The sequence below is a fragment of the Nonomuraea sp. NPDC050153 genome (assembly GCF_044460125.1).
Lineage (GTDB): Bacteria > Actinomycetota > Actinomycetes > Streptosporangiales > Streptosporangiaceae > Nonomuraea.
Map to the genome: position 1 here is coordinate 144,184 of NZ_JBITJQ010000003.1, position 15,254 is coordinate 159,437.

At 69.6% G+C, this 15,254-nt stretch carries 14 protein-coding genes and 1 pseudogene; 8 read left to right on the top strand and 7 right to left on the bottom strand.

The genetic code is table 11. From position 1 onward, the window contains the following. Positions 1–15: 15 nt before the first annotated feature. A complete protein-coding gene (locus ACIBQ1_RS08870; RefSeq protein WP_397275754.1) occupies positions 16–2,538 on the bottom strand; it encodes a hypothetical protein in 2,523 nt (840 codons plus the stop codon). 188 nt (positions 2,539–2,726) lie between these two features. Here ACIBQ1_RS08870 and ACIBQ1_RS08875 point away from each other — a divergent pair. The 5 genes and pseudogenes from ACIBQ1_RS08875 to ACIBQ1_RS08895 form a co-directional block, all read left to right on the top strand. Next, positions 2,727–2,943 (top strand): annotated as a pseudogene (locus ACIBQ1_RS08875) (LuxR C-terminal-related transcriptional regulator); the annotation flags it as partial. 101 nt (positions 2,944–3,044) lie between these two features. Further along, positions 3,045–3,803, top strand: a complete 759-nt coding sequence (locus ACIBQ1_RS08880; RefSeq protein ID WP_397275756.1) for a dolichyl-phosphate beta-glucosyltransferase — start codon at positions 3,045–3,047, stop codon at positions 3,801–3,803. After that, entirely contained in the window at positions 3,770–5,668 is a 1,899-nt protein-coding gene (locus ACIBQ1_RS08885; protein WP_397275757.1) for a glycosyltransferase family 39 protein, read from the top strand. The genes ACIBQ1_RS08880 and ACIBQ1_RS08885 overlap by 34 nt, the downstream gene beginning before the upstream one ends. Positions 5,669–5,755: 87 nt before the next feature. Next, positions 5,756–6,259, top strand: coding sequence for a hypothetical protein (locus ACIBQ1_RS08890; RefSeq protein WP_397275759.1), 504 nt, complete (start codon positions 5,756–5,758; stop codon positions 6,257–6,259). Positions 6,260–6,411: 152 nt separating this feature from the next. Continuing rightward, entirely contained in the window at positions 6,412–6,777 is a 366-nt protein-coding gene (locus ACIBQ1_RS08895) for a hypothetical protein (RefSeq protein ID WP_397275760.1), read from the top strand. 3 nt (positions 6,778–6,780) lie between these two features. On the opposite strand, the gene ACIBQ1_RS08900 is transcribed toward ACIBQ1_RS08895, so the two are convergent. Together ACIBQ1_RS08900 and ACIBQ1_RS08905 are read right to left on the bottom strand one after the other, a co-directional pair. Then, the gene (locus tag ACIBQ1_RS08900; protein ID WP_397275762.1) at positions 6,781–7,476 is read right to left on the bottom strand and encodes a poly-gamma-glutamate hydrolase family protein; all 696 of its coding nucleotides are present in this window, start codon (positions 7,474–7,476) and stop codon (positions 6,781–6,783) included. A 32-nt stretch (positions 7,477–7,508) separates the two neighbouring features. Beyond that, entirely contained in the window at positions 7,509–8,150 is a 642-nt protein-coding gene (locus tag ACIBQ1_RS08905; RefSeq protein ID WP_397275764.1) for a TetR family transcriptional regulator, read from the bottom strand. Between the two features lie 74 nt (positions 8,151–8,224). Between ACIBQ1_RS08905 and ACIBQ1_RS08910 the strand changes: the two genes are divergently transcribed. The 3 genes from ACIBQ1_RS08910 (at position 8,225) to ACIBQ1_RS08920 (ending at position 11,015) form a co-directional block, all read left to right on the top strand. Continuing rightward, positions 8,225–8,890, top strand: a complete 666-nt coding sequence (locus tag ACIBQ1_RS08910) for an esterase/lipase family protein (RefSeq protein ID WP_397275766.1) — start codon at positions 8,225–8,227, stop codon at positions 8,888–8,890. A 154-nt stretch (positions 8,891–9,044) separates the two neighbouring features. Further along, entirely contained in the window at positions 9,045–10,295 is a 1,251-nt protein-coding gene (locus ACIBQ1_RS08915; protein WP_397275767.1) for a serine hydrolase domain-containing protein, read from the top strand. A 297-nt stretch (positions 10,296–10,592) separates the two neighbouring features. Then, entirely contained in the window at positions 10,593–11,015 is a 423-nt protein-coding gene (locus ACIBQ1_RS08920; RefSeq protein ID WP_397275769.1) for a DoxX family protein, read from the top strand. On the opposite strand, the gene ACIBQ1_RS08925 is transcribed toward ACIBQ1_RS08920, so the two are convergent. From ACIBQ1_RS08925 to ACIBQ1_RS08940, 4 genes are read right to left on the bottom strand one after another with little or no spacing between them, the layout of a single operon-like run. Continuing rightward, positions 11,008–12,273 (bottom strand): alpha-L-fucosidase, encoded by a 1,266-nt coding sequence (locus ACIBQ1_RS08925; RefSeq protein ID WP_397275771.1) that lies wholly within the window; start codon positions 12,271–12,273, stop codon positions 11,008–11,010. The two genes, ACIBQ1_RS08920 and ACIBQ1_RS08925, sit on opposite strands and share 8 nt — an antisense overlap. 22 nt (positions 12,274–12,295) lie before the next feature. Further along, positions 12,296–13,159 (bottom strand): carbohydrate ABC transporter permease, encoded by an 864-nt coding sequence (locus ACIBQ1_RS08930; protein WP_397275773.1) that lies wholly within the window; start codon positions 13,157–13,159, stop codon positions 12,296–12,298. Continuing rightward, positions 13,152–14,090, bottom strand: a complete 939-nt coding sequence (locus ACIBQ1_RS08935; protein ID WP_397275775.1) for a carbohydrate ABC transporter permease — start codon at positions 14,088–14,090, stop codon at positions 13,152–13,154. The genes ACIBQ1_RS08930 and ACIBQ1_RS08935 overlap by 8 nt, the downstream gene beginning before the upstream one ends. Before the next feature lie 13 nt (positions 14,091–14,103). Further along, entirely contained in the window at positions 14,104–15,240 is a 1,137-nt protein-coding gene (locus ACIBQ1_RS08940; protein WP_397275776.1) for an ABC transporter substrate-binding protein, read from the bottom strand. Between the last annotated feature and the right edge of the window lie 14 nt (positions 15,241–15,254).

Here is a 15,254-nt window from a genome sequence, read left to right on the forward strand (position 1 = left end):
CAGGCCGAAATCAGCTCAGGGGCGGGGAACGGCGAGCCGGAACAACCGCTCGTTGATCTTGTAGTAGAGGTTGCCGAAGTCGTCGGCGGTCAGCCCTTCCATCCCCGCGACCGTCAGCAGCACGGTCACGGCCTTCGTCGACCTGTCGATCGCGAAGATCTGGTCGCCGGCCGTGCCGTACACCCGCAGGGGATCCTGGGGCAGGGTCAGCAGCACCCCGTCACGCCAGGCCAGGCTGGGCTTGGCCGCGTAGTCGGGGTCGGCGAACAGCCGCTTGGTGGTGATCGCGTCGGGCCGCGCCGGGTCGAGGGTGAACAGCGAGCCGCCCGCCAGCCCCCAGAGCTCGTCGTCCACCGCCGTCAGGGCGGTGACGGCCTTGGGCGCCGTCAGCGGGAGCGGGTGCGGGCGCACGGCGCCGGTGGCGGGGTCGTAGGAGAACAGCGTGGCCGAGGCCCCCGGCGCGTAGACGGGGTCGACGCCCAGCGCGCCGCGCGTGGAGGTGCCGCCGAACAGCTTGCCGCCCGCGTAGGCCAGCGAGACGACGGACTGGTCGGGCACCACGCACAGGGTCCGCCCGGCCGTGCCCGGCTTCCAGACGGTGAGGGCGCCGCTGCGCTTGCCGTATTTCGGCACCGTGCCCATGTAGACGGTGCCGTCCGGCCCGCCGGCCAGCGCGTACGGCCGGTCCTGCGGCGGCGGGCCCGCGCCGGGCTCGCAGTCGTCGGCCTTGTCGCCCGCCTCGCCGCCGGTGTACCTGAGCGTGGGCGGCCACGGGGCCCCGGGCTCGTAGCCGTAGAGCCGGGCCGAGGGGTAGACGCCGAGGTAGAGCAGGCCGTCGTGGGCCAGCAGGCTGTCGGTCTGGTTGAGCCCGTTGAGGGTCGGCCGGTCCGGCCGGCTGTCGTCGGCGTCGCTCCGCAGCGGGTCGTGGACGCCGGTGCCGCCGGTCAGGTAGCCGCCGGTGTAGACGCGGCCGTCGGGTCCCGTGCCGAGCGCGTTGATCGCGGCGGGCAGGACGGGAGTGCCGGTCACGAGGGTGCTGCTCCAGCGGCCGTCGGCGGGCTCGTACTTGAAGATCCTGGTGCCGTCCGTGGCCGCGCCGAGGCCGACCAGCGTGCTGCCGGACCAGGTGTAGCCGGTGACGTCGAGTCCGGGCCGGACGGAGGTCGCCCGCACGGTCCGGGTGTCGATGTCGTAGGAGTGCAGCAGGCCGTCCTTGACGAACCAGATCGCGCCGTCGAGGGCGGGGGAGTGCTGCAGGTCCACGTCGGTGATCGTGGCGTCGGTGGCGGCCGCGTACGAGCCGTCGGCGTTGCGCGTGACGCGCAGGACGAGCAGGGTGCGGTCGGTCCAGGCGAACAGCCGGCCGCCCGTCCAGGTCAGCCCGCCCACCATGGAGTTGTGGGCGTAGGCCGCGGGGAGCAGGCTGTCCACCCGCCCCGTGACGTTGTCGTACCTGACCAGGGCGGCGTTCGTGCCGGTGCCGAGATAGGTGGCGTTGGCGGCCGGGTCGTGGGCGATGCTGCGCACGTATTGGGCGCCGGCCACGATGGGCACGCTGCCGATCGTGGTGAAGGCGCCGTTGTCGTACTTGAAGTAGCGGCCGTCGTTGTAGGTGCCGCCGTACACCTTCCCGCCCGCGCCCGGCTCCAGGTCCCAGATGAAGGAGTAGCCGCCCTCCGCCCGGCCCAGGTCGGTGACCGTGGACTGGCCGGGGACGTGCCGGTAGAGCTTGGAGTTGGGGTAGGTGCCGAGGTAGACGCTGCCGTCGGTGGCGGTGGCCGCCGCCCAGCCGCCGACGGTGGGCGTGGCCGCGCTGTCGGGGATGGTGATCTTCTTGGTCACCTTCGCGGTGGTCACGTCGATCACGGCCAGCTGCGGGTTGACGTCCGCGGTGCCGGTGTAGACGGCGTACGCGCTGCCGCCCGCGAAGGTGGTGGCGTTGGGCACGCTGCTGTCGATCTGCACGCCCAGATCGGTCACGTCCTTGGCGATCAGCACCTCGTCCCAGTAGGCGGTGGCCACGTCGGCCACGCCCGAGTAGACGAGGGCCGAGACGGTGGCCGTGCCGGCGGGGGCGACGCCCGAGGCCGAGACGCGGTTCCAGCGCCTGCCCGTCGCCGGGGCGCTCGCGCCGCCGGGCAGCAGGTTGCCGGAGGCGTCCCGGAAGCGTAGATACAGGTACGCGGTGCCGGTTTCCGCCCAGACCTGGGCGTACAGGGTGTAGCGCGTGCCCGCCGTGGCGGGCAGGCCCGGCATGCTCTCCCTGCCGTAGGCGGCGCTCGGGTCGGCGTCGGTGACGCGCGCCGTGGTGCGCCCCTCCCAGGACACGGCCTCGAAGCCGCCCTGGCTGTGCGAGCCGCTCCACCCGGCCAGCCCGTCGTCGAAACTCTCGTTGGCGAACCGCAGGTCGGCCGCGGTCGCCGCCGTGGACGGCACGGTGAGCAGCGTCGCCAGGAACGCGGTCGCCACCGCCCCGCGAAGTGCTCGCCCGCGCGTGAACCAGGGCCGCGTTAAGGGGCCCTCCAGGGGAATCCGCATGCGCCACCTCCAGGGGTCGTGTTCGTTTGCGCTCAATTCCGGTCCCGACCGTAACCTTATGAGCGGGGTCCGTCAATGGCGTCCGGGCATCCCCCGTGAGAGCTACCTGAATCGTCCGCTCACTGGTGATTCGCCGGGTGCCGCCGCGCTCGTAGCGTCTTCGCCGGGTCGCCGATCGCGCGACCGACGTCAACGGCATCGAGGCCACCCGGCAACTGGCCGGCCCCTCCGTCGAGGCCGCCGCGAAGGTGCTGGTCGTCACCACCTTCAACGTCGACGAGTACGTCTACCAGAGAGACCGTGAAGACCTACGTCTCACGGATCCTGGCCAAACTCGGTCTGCGCGACCGCGTGCAGGCGGTCGTCCTCGCCTACCGGGTGGGGCTGGTGTCCGGCACGGACTGAGCCGCGGTCTCAGCAAGGTTTAACCTGACCGCGCCACAGTCTCAGTGAGGCTTAATGGTCGCCTCAGCCCCATCCCATGGCGGCCCTCGATCGTCTCTGTCATGAGCATGATGACGGTGACAGCGCCTCGGGTTGAGGCGGCAACGGGGACCCGCCTGGTCGAGGTCGTGGTCCCCGTCCACAACGAGCAGCGGGTCCTGGCGGAGAGCGTGCGCCGGCTGCACTCCTACCTGGTCCGCACCTTTCCCTACGGTTTCCGGATCACCATCGCGGACAACGCCAGCACCGACGGCACCTGGGGGATCGCCGCCGGGCTGGAGCGGGAGCTGCCCCACGTGCGGGCGGTGCGCCTCGACCGGAAGGGGCGGGGCAGGGCACTGCGGAAGGTCTGGTCGGAGAGCGACGCCGACGTCGTCAGCTACATGGACGTCGACCTGTCCACCGATCTGGACGCGTTCTTCCCGCTGGTGGCGCCGCTGCTGTCCGGGCACAGCGACCTTGCCATCGGCAGCCGGCTGTCCAGGGGCTCGAACGTGGTCCGCGGGCCCAAGCGGGAGCTGATCTCCCGCGCCTACAACCTGCTGCTCCGCTCCCTCATGGGCGCCCGGTTCTCCGACGCCCAGTGCGGGTTCAAGGCGGCGCGGACGCAGGTCGCACAGGCGCTGCTGCCCGTCGTGGAGGACCAGGAGTGGTTCTTCGACACCGAGCTGCTCCTGCTGGCCGAGAGCCGCGGGCTGCGGATCCACGAGATCCCCGTGGACTGGGTGGACGATCCCGACAGCCGGGTCGACATCGTCAGGACCGCCATGGACGACCTCAAGGGGATGTGGCGAGTGGCGCGGACGCGGTGGGCGCGATGACCGCGCAACTGCTCGACCGCCCGGTCGATCGCGCCACTCCCGCCGCGCCGCCGCGGGACCCGCGGTGGGCACGCCCCGCGTTCTGGGGCGTGCTGGCCCTGTCCGCCTTCCTCTACACCTGGGCGCTCGGCCAGAACGGCTACGCCAACACCTACTACGCCGCCGCCGTCTACTCCGGCACCCAGAGCTGGAAGGCGTTCTTCTTCGGCGCCCTGGACTCCGGCTCCTTCATCACCGTCGACAAGCCGCCGCTGGCCCTGTGGGTGATGGGCCTGTCGGCCCGCGTCTTCGGGTTCGGGACGTGGAGCATGCTGCTTCCCCAGGCGCTGGCCGGCGTCGCCGCCGTGGGGCTGGTCCATTCGGCGGTGCGGCGGGCGCTCGCCTCGCCCGTCGCCGGCCTGATCGCGGCGGCGGTCATGGCGCTCACCCCGATCACCGTGGCCATCAACAGGGACAACAACCCCGACACGATCCTGGTCCTGCTGCTGGTCGCGGCGGCCTGGCTCTGCCTGGAGGCCATCCGCACGGGCCGGACGCGCACGCTGCTGGCCGCGGCCGTGCTGGTCGGCCTGGCGTTCAACACCAAGATGCTGCAGGCGTACCTGGTCGTGCCCGCCTTCGCCGTGGCCTACCTGGTGGCCGCGCCCGGAACGCTGCTCCGGCGGGCCGGTCGCCTGCTCGCGGCGGGAGCGGCCCTCGTGGCCGCCAGCGCCTGGTGGATGGCGATCGTCGACCTGTGGCCGTCGGACAGCCGGCCGTACATCGGCGGCAGCGAGGACAACACCGTCTGGGACCTGGTCATCGGATACAACGGCCTGGGCCGGATCTTCGGCGCGAGCGGGAACGGCGGCGGCGCGAGCTTCGGCGGCGAGGCCGGGGCGACCCGGCTGTTCAACGACACGATGGCCGGCCAGATCTCGTGGCTGATCCCGTTCGCGGTCCTCGCACTGGTCGTCGGGCTCGCGCTGGTCGGCCGCCGGCCGCGAACCGAGCCCGTCCGGGTCTCCCTGCTGCTGTGGGGCGGCTGGCTCGCGATCCACTTCCTGGTGTTCAGCTTCTCCGAGGGCACCTTCCACCCCTACTACGCCACCGCCATGGCTCCGGCGATCGCCGCGCTCACCGGGATCGGCGGGGTGCTGATGTGGCGGGCCTACCGGCGCTCCCCCGCCTGGAGATGGGCGCTGCCGCTCGGCGTCGCGGTCACCGGTGGCTGGTCGTTCGTGGTGCTCAGCCGTACCGGTGACTTCGTGCCGTGGCTGCCGTGGGTGGTCCTGGGCCTGACCGCGGTGGCGGTGCCGGGGCTGCTGGCGGGCGCGTTCGGCGCCCGGCGGCTGGCCGCCGTGGCCCTGGTCGCCGGGCTGCTCGGCGGTCTGGCCGGGCCCGCGGCGTACGCGGTGACCCCGCTGACCTCGGCCGTCCAGGGCACCAACCCGACCGCCGGGCCGGCCGGGAACGAGGCGCGGCGGCAGCCGCCCGCCTCCGGCCGTTCTGACGGCGGCCGCGGACCCGGTGGTGGGCAGGTGAGCACCGGGATGATCGAGTACCTGAAGTCCCACCGAAGCGGCACGACCTGGCTGGTGGCCGTCGACAGCGCGCAGAGCGCGTCCTCGATCATCCTCTCCACGGGTGAGGCGGTCATCGCCATGGGCGGCTTCACCGGGAGCGACCCCGCCATGACCGTCGCCAAACTGGAGGAGTACGTCTCCAGCGGTCAGCTGAAGTACATCCTGATCGGCAGCGGCGACGGCCCGAGAAACACAGACTCCTCGGTGACGGAGTGGGTCAAGGCCAACGGCACTCTGGTGGACGCCTCGGACTACGGCGGCACCGACAGCGGCGGCCAAGCCCTGTACCAGCTCGGCTGATCGCTTTCTGTGTTGAAATGACTCCGGAGAGTTATTTTCGCAGCTCCGGCGGGCACAACGTCAGGAGTGCCCGCCTGGAGGAGCCCAATGCCGACCCTCGACCGGTTCACCGCCGCCGCTCTGCTGGTCGTTCTCGCCGCCGCCTGCGCCGACTCGCGTACCACGCCGTCGTCGCCGCTGTCGGCGGTGACGCACACGGCGCCTCCCACGCCGACCGCCTCCCCCCAGCCCACGCCCGCCCTGCCGCAGGCGGCTGACGGGAGCAGGCTGGCGTCCTGCAAGGACGCCGACTGCGAGGTCGAGGTCCGGGTGGGTGACCGGCTCCGGATCAACGAGCGGTTCGGGGTGCAGCGGCTCACCATCAGCGCGCTCCAGCCGGACGAGGTCACGATCGCGCTCCTGGGTTTCACCGGCGGGATGCAGGTCGAGGGGACGAACGTCAGCATCACCGACAGCTGCGTCAACGGGCGCTGCCGCGACGAGGGCAAGCTGTCCCTGACGCCCGGCAGGCCCGCCCGCATCAACAACATGCGGCTGGAAGTGCCTTTCCTCTCCGGCGACCACGCCATTCTGCGCCTCAGCCCCAGGTGAGCGGGCTTTTACTCTTTTCTCCTTCCCGGCTTTAAGCGGCGAAGCGCCTAATGGAGGCGTAGGCCTTTCGAAGGCGCGCCCGCGCCGGGAAAGGACGGGAAACGATGATGGACATCCTGCGGAAGGCTCGCCTGGGATTGGTGCTCGCCACAATGGCAGTCGCCACTGTCACCAGCGCCACCACCGAAGCCGCCACGACCAGGGCCGCGCTGAGCTGGCACACGGGCTGGTTCGTCAAGACCATGTGTTACAAAGACACCCGCTCGTTCACCCAGACCGCATTGAGCCGCAACGGCTTCAGGACCGTCGCCACCCCGCCCAACGCCGTTCTGGGCAGCGACGACAACACCCTGGTGGAGGTTTCCTACGCGCCGGCGCAGACCAGCTACCAACCGAACCAGTTCGCGAGGGTCCACTTCACCGTGACCGCCATGTCCAACAACCCGAGCGCGGCCCAGGTCGCCCGCAACCGCGTCCGCGAGAACATCCAGAAGCAGCGCTACATCGACACCTGCTGACCGTCAGCCCAGGGCGCGATTGACGGCCGCGACGTAGTCGTAGAACGCTTTCTTGCGGTTGGCCGGGTTCTCGATCCAGGCGCGGTTCAGCTTTCCTCCGTCGAAGAACCGCTCCCGCTGACCCCGGCTGATCTCCAGCTGCACTCCCATGCCCCTGCGGTTTCTGTTCGCGATGTTCTGGGGGCTGTCGCCGCCGATTTCGTCGGGCACGGACGCCGCCACCGGGAACCCGGCGGCCCGCAGCTCGGCGGTCACCTTTTTCATCAATGTCGTGTCGCGCCCGCCGACGTAGGTGGTGGCGTCGTCGCCCGCCGCGGCGTGCCAGGAGACGGTGTAGTCGACTCCCGCCACCACCGAAAGCGCCTTGGGCTCGTCGAAGTGCGTGGAAGTGATGTGCAGGGCGCTGTTGCCGGAGCCCTTGATGCCTTCGAACGCATAGTAGGCGTGCGTGCGTCCGGCGGCCTCGTCGGCGAGCTGAGAGGTCGGCGCCTCGATCGCGCCGCCGTGGATGGCGATGTGCGCCACCTTCGCCCCGCCGGGGACGCGCACGACGCGGCGGTAGTCCTCGCCCTCGACCTCGTGGGCGGAGAGCTCCGCATAGTCGGCGTAGACGTCGCTCGCGGTCCGCACGGCGTGAGCGGCCGGCGCGAGGCCGATCACCAGCAGCGACGCGGCGGCGACGGACACGATTTTCTCCACGTGACACCTTTCGACGATCTTCTTGACCGCCATCATGCCGTCCCGCGGCCGCCCGCATCGGGGCCGCAGGCGAGGTCGCGCTCCAGCGTGCGGGCGTAGGACTCGACGCCGGCCACGATGTCGATCGTGTCGGGGTCGAGCAGCCACTGGGTCTGCAGGCCGTCGAGGGTCGCGATGATCTCGGCCGCCTTGGCCGCGGGGTCGATGTCCTGGCGGGTGAGGCCGGCGGCCTGGGCGGAGCGGATGCTGTCGGCGACGATGGCGCGCATCGCGCGGTAGCGCTCGACGAAGTGCCGGTGGCCGGGCGCGTCAGGTTCGAGGCTCTCGGCGACCAGGACGGTGAACAGCTTGGCCAGCCCCGCCCGCTCCTTGTTGCGGCGCGCGAACTCCGGCATGGCCCGCAGCCGCCCCGACGGCTCCATGCCCAGGATCTCCATCGCGAACGCCTCGCTGTCGAGGTCACGCCGTTCGATCACGGCCAGGAGCAGATTGGCCTTGTTGCCGAAGTGGTGCAGGAGGCCGGGCTCGCTGATGCCGGCCCGGGCCGCGATCTCGGAGAGGGCGGTGCCGCGGTAGCCGTCGCGGGCGAACGTCTCCGCGGCCGCGGCGATGATCTCCTCCCGCCGGCGGCGAACGAGCTCCTGTCTGCTGGGGTCTTGTCTACGCCGGGGCACGATGCTAAATCTAGCGCATCACTTACCGAGTGTTCTGTAAGTGAATGCACCCTAGGGATAGCGAGGTGTGACTCATGTCATCGAGGCGCCGCCGCATCGGAGGGCTGATCGTCGCGGGAATCCTGCTGGCCGGGCTGGGAGCCGGCCAGCAGGTGCAGGCCGCGCAGCCGGAGCCGGTCATCCTGATCCACGGCTGGAACGGGTCGCCCACCGAGTTCGCTCAGATGGAGGCGGCGCTGGAGCAGGCCGGCCATCCCGCGTACACGATCGACCTGCCCGGGGAGGAGAACATCGCCAACGCCGGAGCCATCAGGGACCTGGTGGCCCAGGTGCGGCAGGAGAACGGGGGAGGGAAGGTCAGCCTCGTCGGGCACAGCATGGGAGGGCTGTCGGCGCGCCATTACCTGAAGTCCCTCGGCGGGGCCGACGCGACGCTGAGCTACGTCTCGATGGGCACCGGCCAGCGCGGCTACTGGCCGGCCTGCCTCCTGGCGCAGGACAAGGGTGGGCAGATGTGTCCCACCAGCAGCTTCATGAGCCAGCTCAACAGCGGTGACCCGACGCCCGGCGCCGTCCGGTACACGCTGCTGGTGAGCTCCCTCGACGAGACGCGCAACGACGTCATCGACGGGGTGTGGTGCAAGGCCGAGTTCCCCGGGGTGGCGCACGCCGACGAACCGAAGTCGCAGGTGTTCATCGACGGGGTCATCAGCGCACTGGCCGGGACCTGCCCGTCCTGACCCCCGGTACGGCGAGGGGCCGCGGACGCCTTCGGGTACAGCTGGCTGTACCTGAAGGCTCCAGCGGATGGGATCGATCAAGGATGCCCTGCACCGACATTCTTGGTGATGTCCGGAACGGACGACCCCCACCAAGAATTCAGGAGCGTTTCCCATGTCGCGTACCTCTTCCGAGTCGAAGTCCTCCCGGCGCGTGCGGGTCCTCGCGGCGGCCGCGCTGACGGCGCTGTCGGGACTGGTCGTGGCAGGTACGCCGGCCGCCGCGGCCACCGGGCTCGACCGCACCGCGAGCGTCGTCCGGCAGAGCCCGGACGAGAGCCTGTCCGCCGAGCTGGCCGAGGTACGCGACGAGCTGAAGCGCAACCACCGGCCCGACGCCGTGCAGAGGAAGCTCGACGAGCTGGTGAAGAAGAACAAGTTCCCGGCGGCGCTGGCCGCGGTGCAGGACGCGAAGGGCCGGACCCGCCACTACACCGCCGGCGTCGCGGACCTGACGACCAAGGCGGAGGTGCCGGTCGACGGCCGGGTGCGGATCGCGAGCAACACCAAGATGTTCACCGCCGTGGCGGTGCTGCAGCTGGTCGGCGAGGGCAAGGTCGACCTGGACGAGCCGATCGAGACGTACCTGCCGAAGGTGGTGCGCGGCAAGGGCATCGACGGCCGGAAGATCACCGTACGGCAGTTGCTGCAGCACACCAGCGGCCTGCCGAACTACACCCGCTGGATGCCGAGCATGTTCAAGAGCCGTGACGTCTACCGCTCGCCCCAGGACCTTCTGGACATGGCCTTCGCGCACAAGGCGTCGTTCGCACGGGGCGGCTGGGAGTACAGCAACACCAACTACGTCCTGGCCGGCCTGCTGATCGAGAAGGTCACCGGGCGGCCGGTGGCCGAGGTGATCACGGACCGGATCATCAAGCCGATCGGGCTGCGTGACACGTACTGGCCGGCCAAGGGGGACAAGACGATCCGGGGGCGCCACCCGCACGGGTACGGGTCCGAGAAGCCCGGCGGCAAGCTGAAGGACATCACGAACCTGGACCCGTCGTGGGGCTGGGCGGCCGGGCAGCTGATCGGCACGCCGAGCGACCTCAACCGCTTCATGAGCGCCCTCATGGACGGCAAGCTGCTCAAGCCGGAGCAGCTCGCGGCCATGAAGCACACGATGAAGGCGCCCGGCTTCCCGGCCGGCTGGGAGTACGGGCTGGGCCTGATGAAGATGCCGCTGAGCTGCGGCGGTGTCACCTGGGGCCACGGCGGTGACATCGACGGTTACGAGACCCGCAACGGGGTGACCGAGGACGGCCGGGCCGCCACCGTCGCCGTCACGTCGCTGCCCGCCGACGAGGACGCCCACGAGAACGTGATCAAGGCCATGGACACCGCTCTGTGCGCCAAGCGGTAGCCGATCCCTGCGACGGCCGCCCGGAGCCTGCTCCGGGCGGCTTTCGTATGCCGGGATTTACCGCGACCTCGTCATTCGTGTCAAGTTTCGCGCCGAGTTTTGCCGGAAGAGCCCGTGCGCTGATGAAAATTTCACGAATGCGAAACTTTATGGCCAGGGCGTCCGGGCAGTTCGGCATATATGCAGCGCGTTTTGGACCGATCTCGCGAGTGGTGCCGCATTGACAGGTGCGGCCGATCTCAAGAATCTGTTTGGGAGCGCTCCCATACTTTTCAACAGCAAGAAAGGGCATTTGCCGTGGACCTGTTGAACAAGAATAAGGATCTGTTCCTGGCCCTGTACCGGTTCGTGCTGGGCCTGCTGTTCGCCTGCCATGGCGCGGCGACGCTCTTCGACGTGCTGGGCGGGTCGCCGGGCCCGGCGCCCGGCTTCGGGCAATGGCCCGGATGGTGGGCCGCCGTCATCGAGCTGATCGGCGGCGTCCTCGTCCTGCTCGGACTTGGTGCCCGCGCCGCCGCCGTCATCTGCTCGGGCACCATGGCCTACGCCTACTTCATCGTCCACCAGCCGCAGGCGTTGTTCCCGATCGAGAACGGCGGCGAGAAGGCCGCGCTCTTCTGCTGGGGTTTCCTGCTCATCGCCGTCCTCGGACCCGGCCGCTGGGCACTGTCCACGCTGCTGACGCCGTCGCGGGCCCTCGCGGACGACAGGGTCAGCTGAGGAACAGCTCGACGACGGGCACGGCGACGTCGGGACGTTGTACGGGCAGGTCGAGGGTCAGGACGTCCGGAGCCTGGGCGCCCATCGTCGTGAGGCCGGCCTTCTGGCCGGGATCGATGACGCGGGTGCGGATCTCCGACGCGTCGTGCAGGAATTGGGCGTACTTCACCCGCCCGGCCAGCCCCGGCAGGTGGAGGTGGCCGAACGGCCACTGGAACACGTGCAGGTAGAGCCGATCGCCGCGCTGGGTGTAGCGGCAGTCGGGCGGCGGTGTGAAGTCGCTGGGCCCGCAGCCGTAGACCGAGCGGGAGTTCAGTCGCATCCAGGCGCCGAGGTCGCCGAGGATCCGGCGCGCGCGGGGGTCGATCTGGCCGCGCCCGTCCGGGCCCACGTTGAGCAGCAGGTTGCCGCCCTTGGCGACGCTGTCGACGAGCATCCGTACGAGCAGGTCCGGCGTCTTGTAGTCGAGGTTGTCCCGGTCGTACCCCCAGCTGCCGTTGAGGGTCTGGCACGCCTCCCACGGCACCTCGCGGCCGTCGACGGTCATCGGTCCGGCGGGCTGGTACTGCTCGGGGGTGACGAAGTCGCCCGGGATGTCGAGCCGGTCGTTCACGATGATGCCCGGCTGGAGCTCCCTGACCATCTCCAGCAGTTCGTGCGCGCGCCAGTCGTCGGCGCCCTTGCCGCCCCAGTGTCCCGGCCGGCCCTGGTAGGAGAAGTCGAAGAACAGGTAGTCGATCCGGCCGTAGCCGGTGAGCAGCTCGCGTACCTGGGCGTGCAGGTATTCGGTGTACTTGGAGATGTCACGTCCCGCGGCGGCGGCCTTGAACGCCTCGTCGTCGCGCTGGGGGTGCAGGGAGTCGACCGGGAACTCGGGGTGGTGCCAGTCGATCAGCGAGTGGTAGAACCCGACCTTCAGCCCTTCGGCGCGGACCGCCTCCACCAGCGGCGCGATCAGGTCCTTGCCCCAGGGGGTGCGCGTCGCCTTGTAGTCGGTGTGCGCCGAGTCCCACAGGCAGAAGCCGTCGTGGTGCTTGGTCGTGACGACGATGTAGCGCATGCCGGCCTCCTTGGCCAGCCGCGCCCATTGCGCCGGGTCGTACAGGTCGGGATCGAAGTGGTCGAAGTACGGCTGGTAGTCCTCGTCGGTCAGGCGTTCGCGGTTCTTCACCCACTCGTGCCGGGCGGCCAGGGCGTACAGGCCCCAGTGCACGAACATGCCGAACCGGGATTCGGAGAACCAGGCGTGGTGCTGCACAACGTTCCTTTCCTCAAGAGGTTCAGCGGCCGCCGAGACCGCTGGTCGCGATCCCGCGTACGAGGTGCTTCTGCAGGATGACGAGCAGCGCCGTGGTGGGGGCCATGGAGATCACGGCCGCGGCCATGACGAGGTTCCATTGGGTGCCCTGCTGCCCGAAGAAGAGCTGCAGGCCCAGCGGGACCGTGGCCTTCTCGTCCACCGAGTTGATGATGATCAGCGGCCACAGGAAGCTGTTCCAGTAGTTGATGAACGTGAAGACCGCCAGCACCGCGAGCGCGGGCTTGATCAGCGGCAGCATGATGCTGGTGAAGACGCGCACCGCTCCCGCGCCGTCGAGGCGGGCGCTCTCCGCGATCTCCTCGGGGATGGTCAGGAAGAACTGGCGCAGCATGAACGTCCCGAAGGCGGTGAACGCCCAGGGGAAGATCAGCGCCTGGAACGAGTCCACCCACCCGAACCAGCGCATGAGCATGAACATCGGCACGACCAGCACTTCCTGGGGGATCATCAAGGTGGACAGGAAGACCAGGAAGATCCCGTCGCGACCGCGCCAGCGCAGCCGTGAGAAAGCGTACGCCGACATGGTCGACGCCACCAGCACCACGACGGTGCCGCAGACGGCGACGGCGAGTCCGTTGATCACAAAACGCCCGAACGGCAGGAATTCGAACGCCTCGCTGTAGTTCTCCCACCGGACCACCGAGCCGAGCAGGCTCGGCGGCGACCCGAACACCTCGTCGGCACGCTTCAGCGACGTGGCCACCATGTACACCAGAGGCGACACGAACGCGGCGGCCACCAGGTAGAGGGCCACATGCGAGACGACCAGTCTGATCCGGTGCCCCCAGGGGGCGGCCGGGGCGGCGTGCACGTGTTCAGACATCGTAGGTGACCCATCTGCGCTGGCCGGCGAACTGCACCGCGGTCACGCCCAGGATCAGCACGAACAGGATCCAGGCCGCGGCGGACGCGAGTCCGAACTGGTAGACGGAGAAGCCCTGGTTGTAGACGAACATCATGAGCGTCTCGGTGTCGATGCCGGGCCCGCCGCCGGTCATCAGGAACGGCTGGGTGAAGACCTGGAACGACGTGATCAGCGTCATGGTCGTGGCGAAGAACATCGCCGGGGAGATCATCGGCAGCGTGACGTGGAAGAACTGCCGCCACGGCCCCGCCCCGTCGATCTGCGATGCCTCCACGAGCTGGCGCGGGATGGCGTCCAGCGCGGCCGAGAAGACCAGCATGTTGTACCCGAACCCCTGCCACACGCTCATCGCGACGACGGCGAACATGGCCCAGCCCTGCTCGCCGAGGAAGTTCGGCGCATGCACGCCGGTGACGGCGTACAGCGAGCCGTCGATGAACCCGTTGGGCTGGTAGATCATCCGCCACACGATCGCGTTGGCCACCATCGGCGTGACCACGGGCAGGAAGAACACCACCCGCAGCGCCTGGCGGCCCTTGATGCGCGGCGAGATCCACACCGCCAGCCCCACCGACACGATGAGGTTGAGCGGCAGGTAGAGCACCACGAACAGCAAGGTGTTGAACAGCGTCCGCCGGAAGACGGGGTCGCCGAACAGCGTCGCGAAGTTCTCCAGCCCGGTGAAGACGTGCTCGCCCACCGCGGGCCACCGGAAGAAGGAGATCACCAGGGACATCGCGATCGGGAAGAGCGTGAACAGCGTCAACCCGACCAGGCTGGGCGCGGCGAACAGGGCGGCGGCTTTCCCGTCGCGGCGCAGGCGGCGCGCGCGCCGTCCGCGCGCGACCGCCGCCCGCCGGGGTACGGCTTCGGTGGTGGAGCCCGGCACGTGTTTCCCTTCCCTACGCCGGTGCCTGCTGTTGCACCTGCTTGAGGACGTCCGCCGCCGTGGCCTGCCCGTTGAAGACCGGCACGCCATACTGGGCCAGCAGCTTGGACACCTGATCCCAGTTGGCGGTCGCCCGGAACGGCCTCGCCGAGGAGTTGGCGGCGTCGAGGACCTCCTTCGCGCCCTCGAACGCGTTCTCGTACCACGTGTTCTGGACGGACTTGCGCGCCGGGTAGGCGCGCCCGATCTTGCCGAGCTGCCCGAGCACGTCGGCGCTGGTCATCACGCTGACCGCCTTGAACGCCTCGTCCGGGTACGGGCACGACTGGGAGATGCCGAAGCCGGACCCGGCCGAGTAGGTCTTGGACCCGTCGGGACCGGCGGGGATGGTGGCCAGGCCCACGCCGAACTTGGCCTGCTCCTTGAGTGACAGGACGGACCAGGGCCCGTTGACCTGCATCGCCACGTTGCCGTTGAGGAACTGGGTGTCGGGGAAGTTGTTGTCCACGCCGGGCACCTTGGGCGCGATCCCGGCCTTGGCGACCAGGTCCGCGTACCACTGGAAGCCGGTCGTCATCGGCTCGGTGGCGAGGGTGAGCTTGCCCGAGGCGTCCACCGGCTCCGCGCCGGTCTTCGACAGGATCATCGAGAACATGGGCAGGTCACTGGGGTAGGCCACGAAGCCGTACTTGCCGCCGGTGGTCAGCTTCTTGGCGGCGGCCTCGAAGTCGGCCACGCTCCAGCCGACCTTCGGCGCCGGCACGCCGGCCGCCTTGAACAGGTCCTTGTTGTAGGTGATGATCAGCGAGCCGACGTCGTACGGCAGCGCGTACTGCTTGCCGCCCGAGGCCAGCCCGGCCATGATCGAGGAGTCGAAGTCGCCGGTGTCCAGGCCGTTCTTCTTGATCAGTTCGTCCAGCGGGAGCATCCCGCTGACATAGCCGCCCGTGCGCAGGCTCTGCATGGACACGACGCACGGCGCGCTGCCGCCGGCCAGGCGGGTGCCGAGCTTGGTGAAGTAGTCGTTGAACGGCGAGGTCTCAAGGGTGATCTTGATGTTCGGGTACTTCTTGGTGACCTCGTCGGCCACCTTCTGCCAAGCGTCGCGGTCCTCCGTGCCGGAGGCCCACATCGACCAGGTGAGCGTCACCGCGCCGCTGCTCG

Coding starts and splice junctions, on each gene's coding strand:
- ACIBQ1_RS08890 (WP_397275759.1), top strand. CDS start 5,756: ATGCCGACCCTCGACCGGTTCACCGCCGCCGCTCTGCTGGTCGTTCTC.
- ACIBQ1_RS08915 (WP_397275767.1), top strand. CDS start 9,045: ATGTCGCGTACCTCTTCCGAGTCGAAGTCCTCCCGGCGCGTGCGGGTC.
- ACIBQ1_RS08880 (WP_397275756.1), top strand. CDS start 3,045: ATGAGCATGATGACGGTGACAGCGCCTCGGGTTGAGGCGGCAACGGGG.
- ACIBQ1_RS08870 (WP_397275754.1), bottom strand. CDS start 2,538: ATGCGGATTCCCCTGGAGGGCCCCTTAACGCGGCCCTGGTTCACGCGC.
- ACIBQ1_RS08930 (WP_397275773.1), bottom strand. CDS start 13,159: ATGTCTGAACACGTGCACGCCGCCCCGGCCGCCCCCTGGGGGCACCGG.
- ACIBQ1_RS08895 (WP_397275760.1), top strand. CDS start 6,412: ATGGCAGTCGCCACTGTCACCAGCGCCACCACCGAAGCCGCCACGACC.
- ACIBQ1_RS08910 (WP_397275766.1), top strand. CDS start 8,225: ATGTCATCGAGGCGCCGCCGCATCGGAGGGCTGATCGTCGCGGGAATC.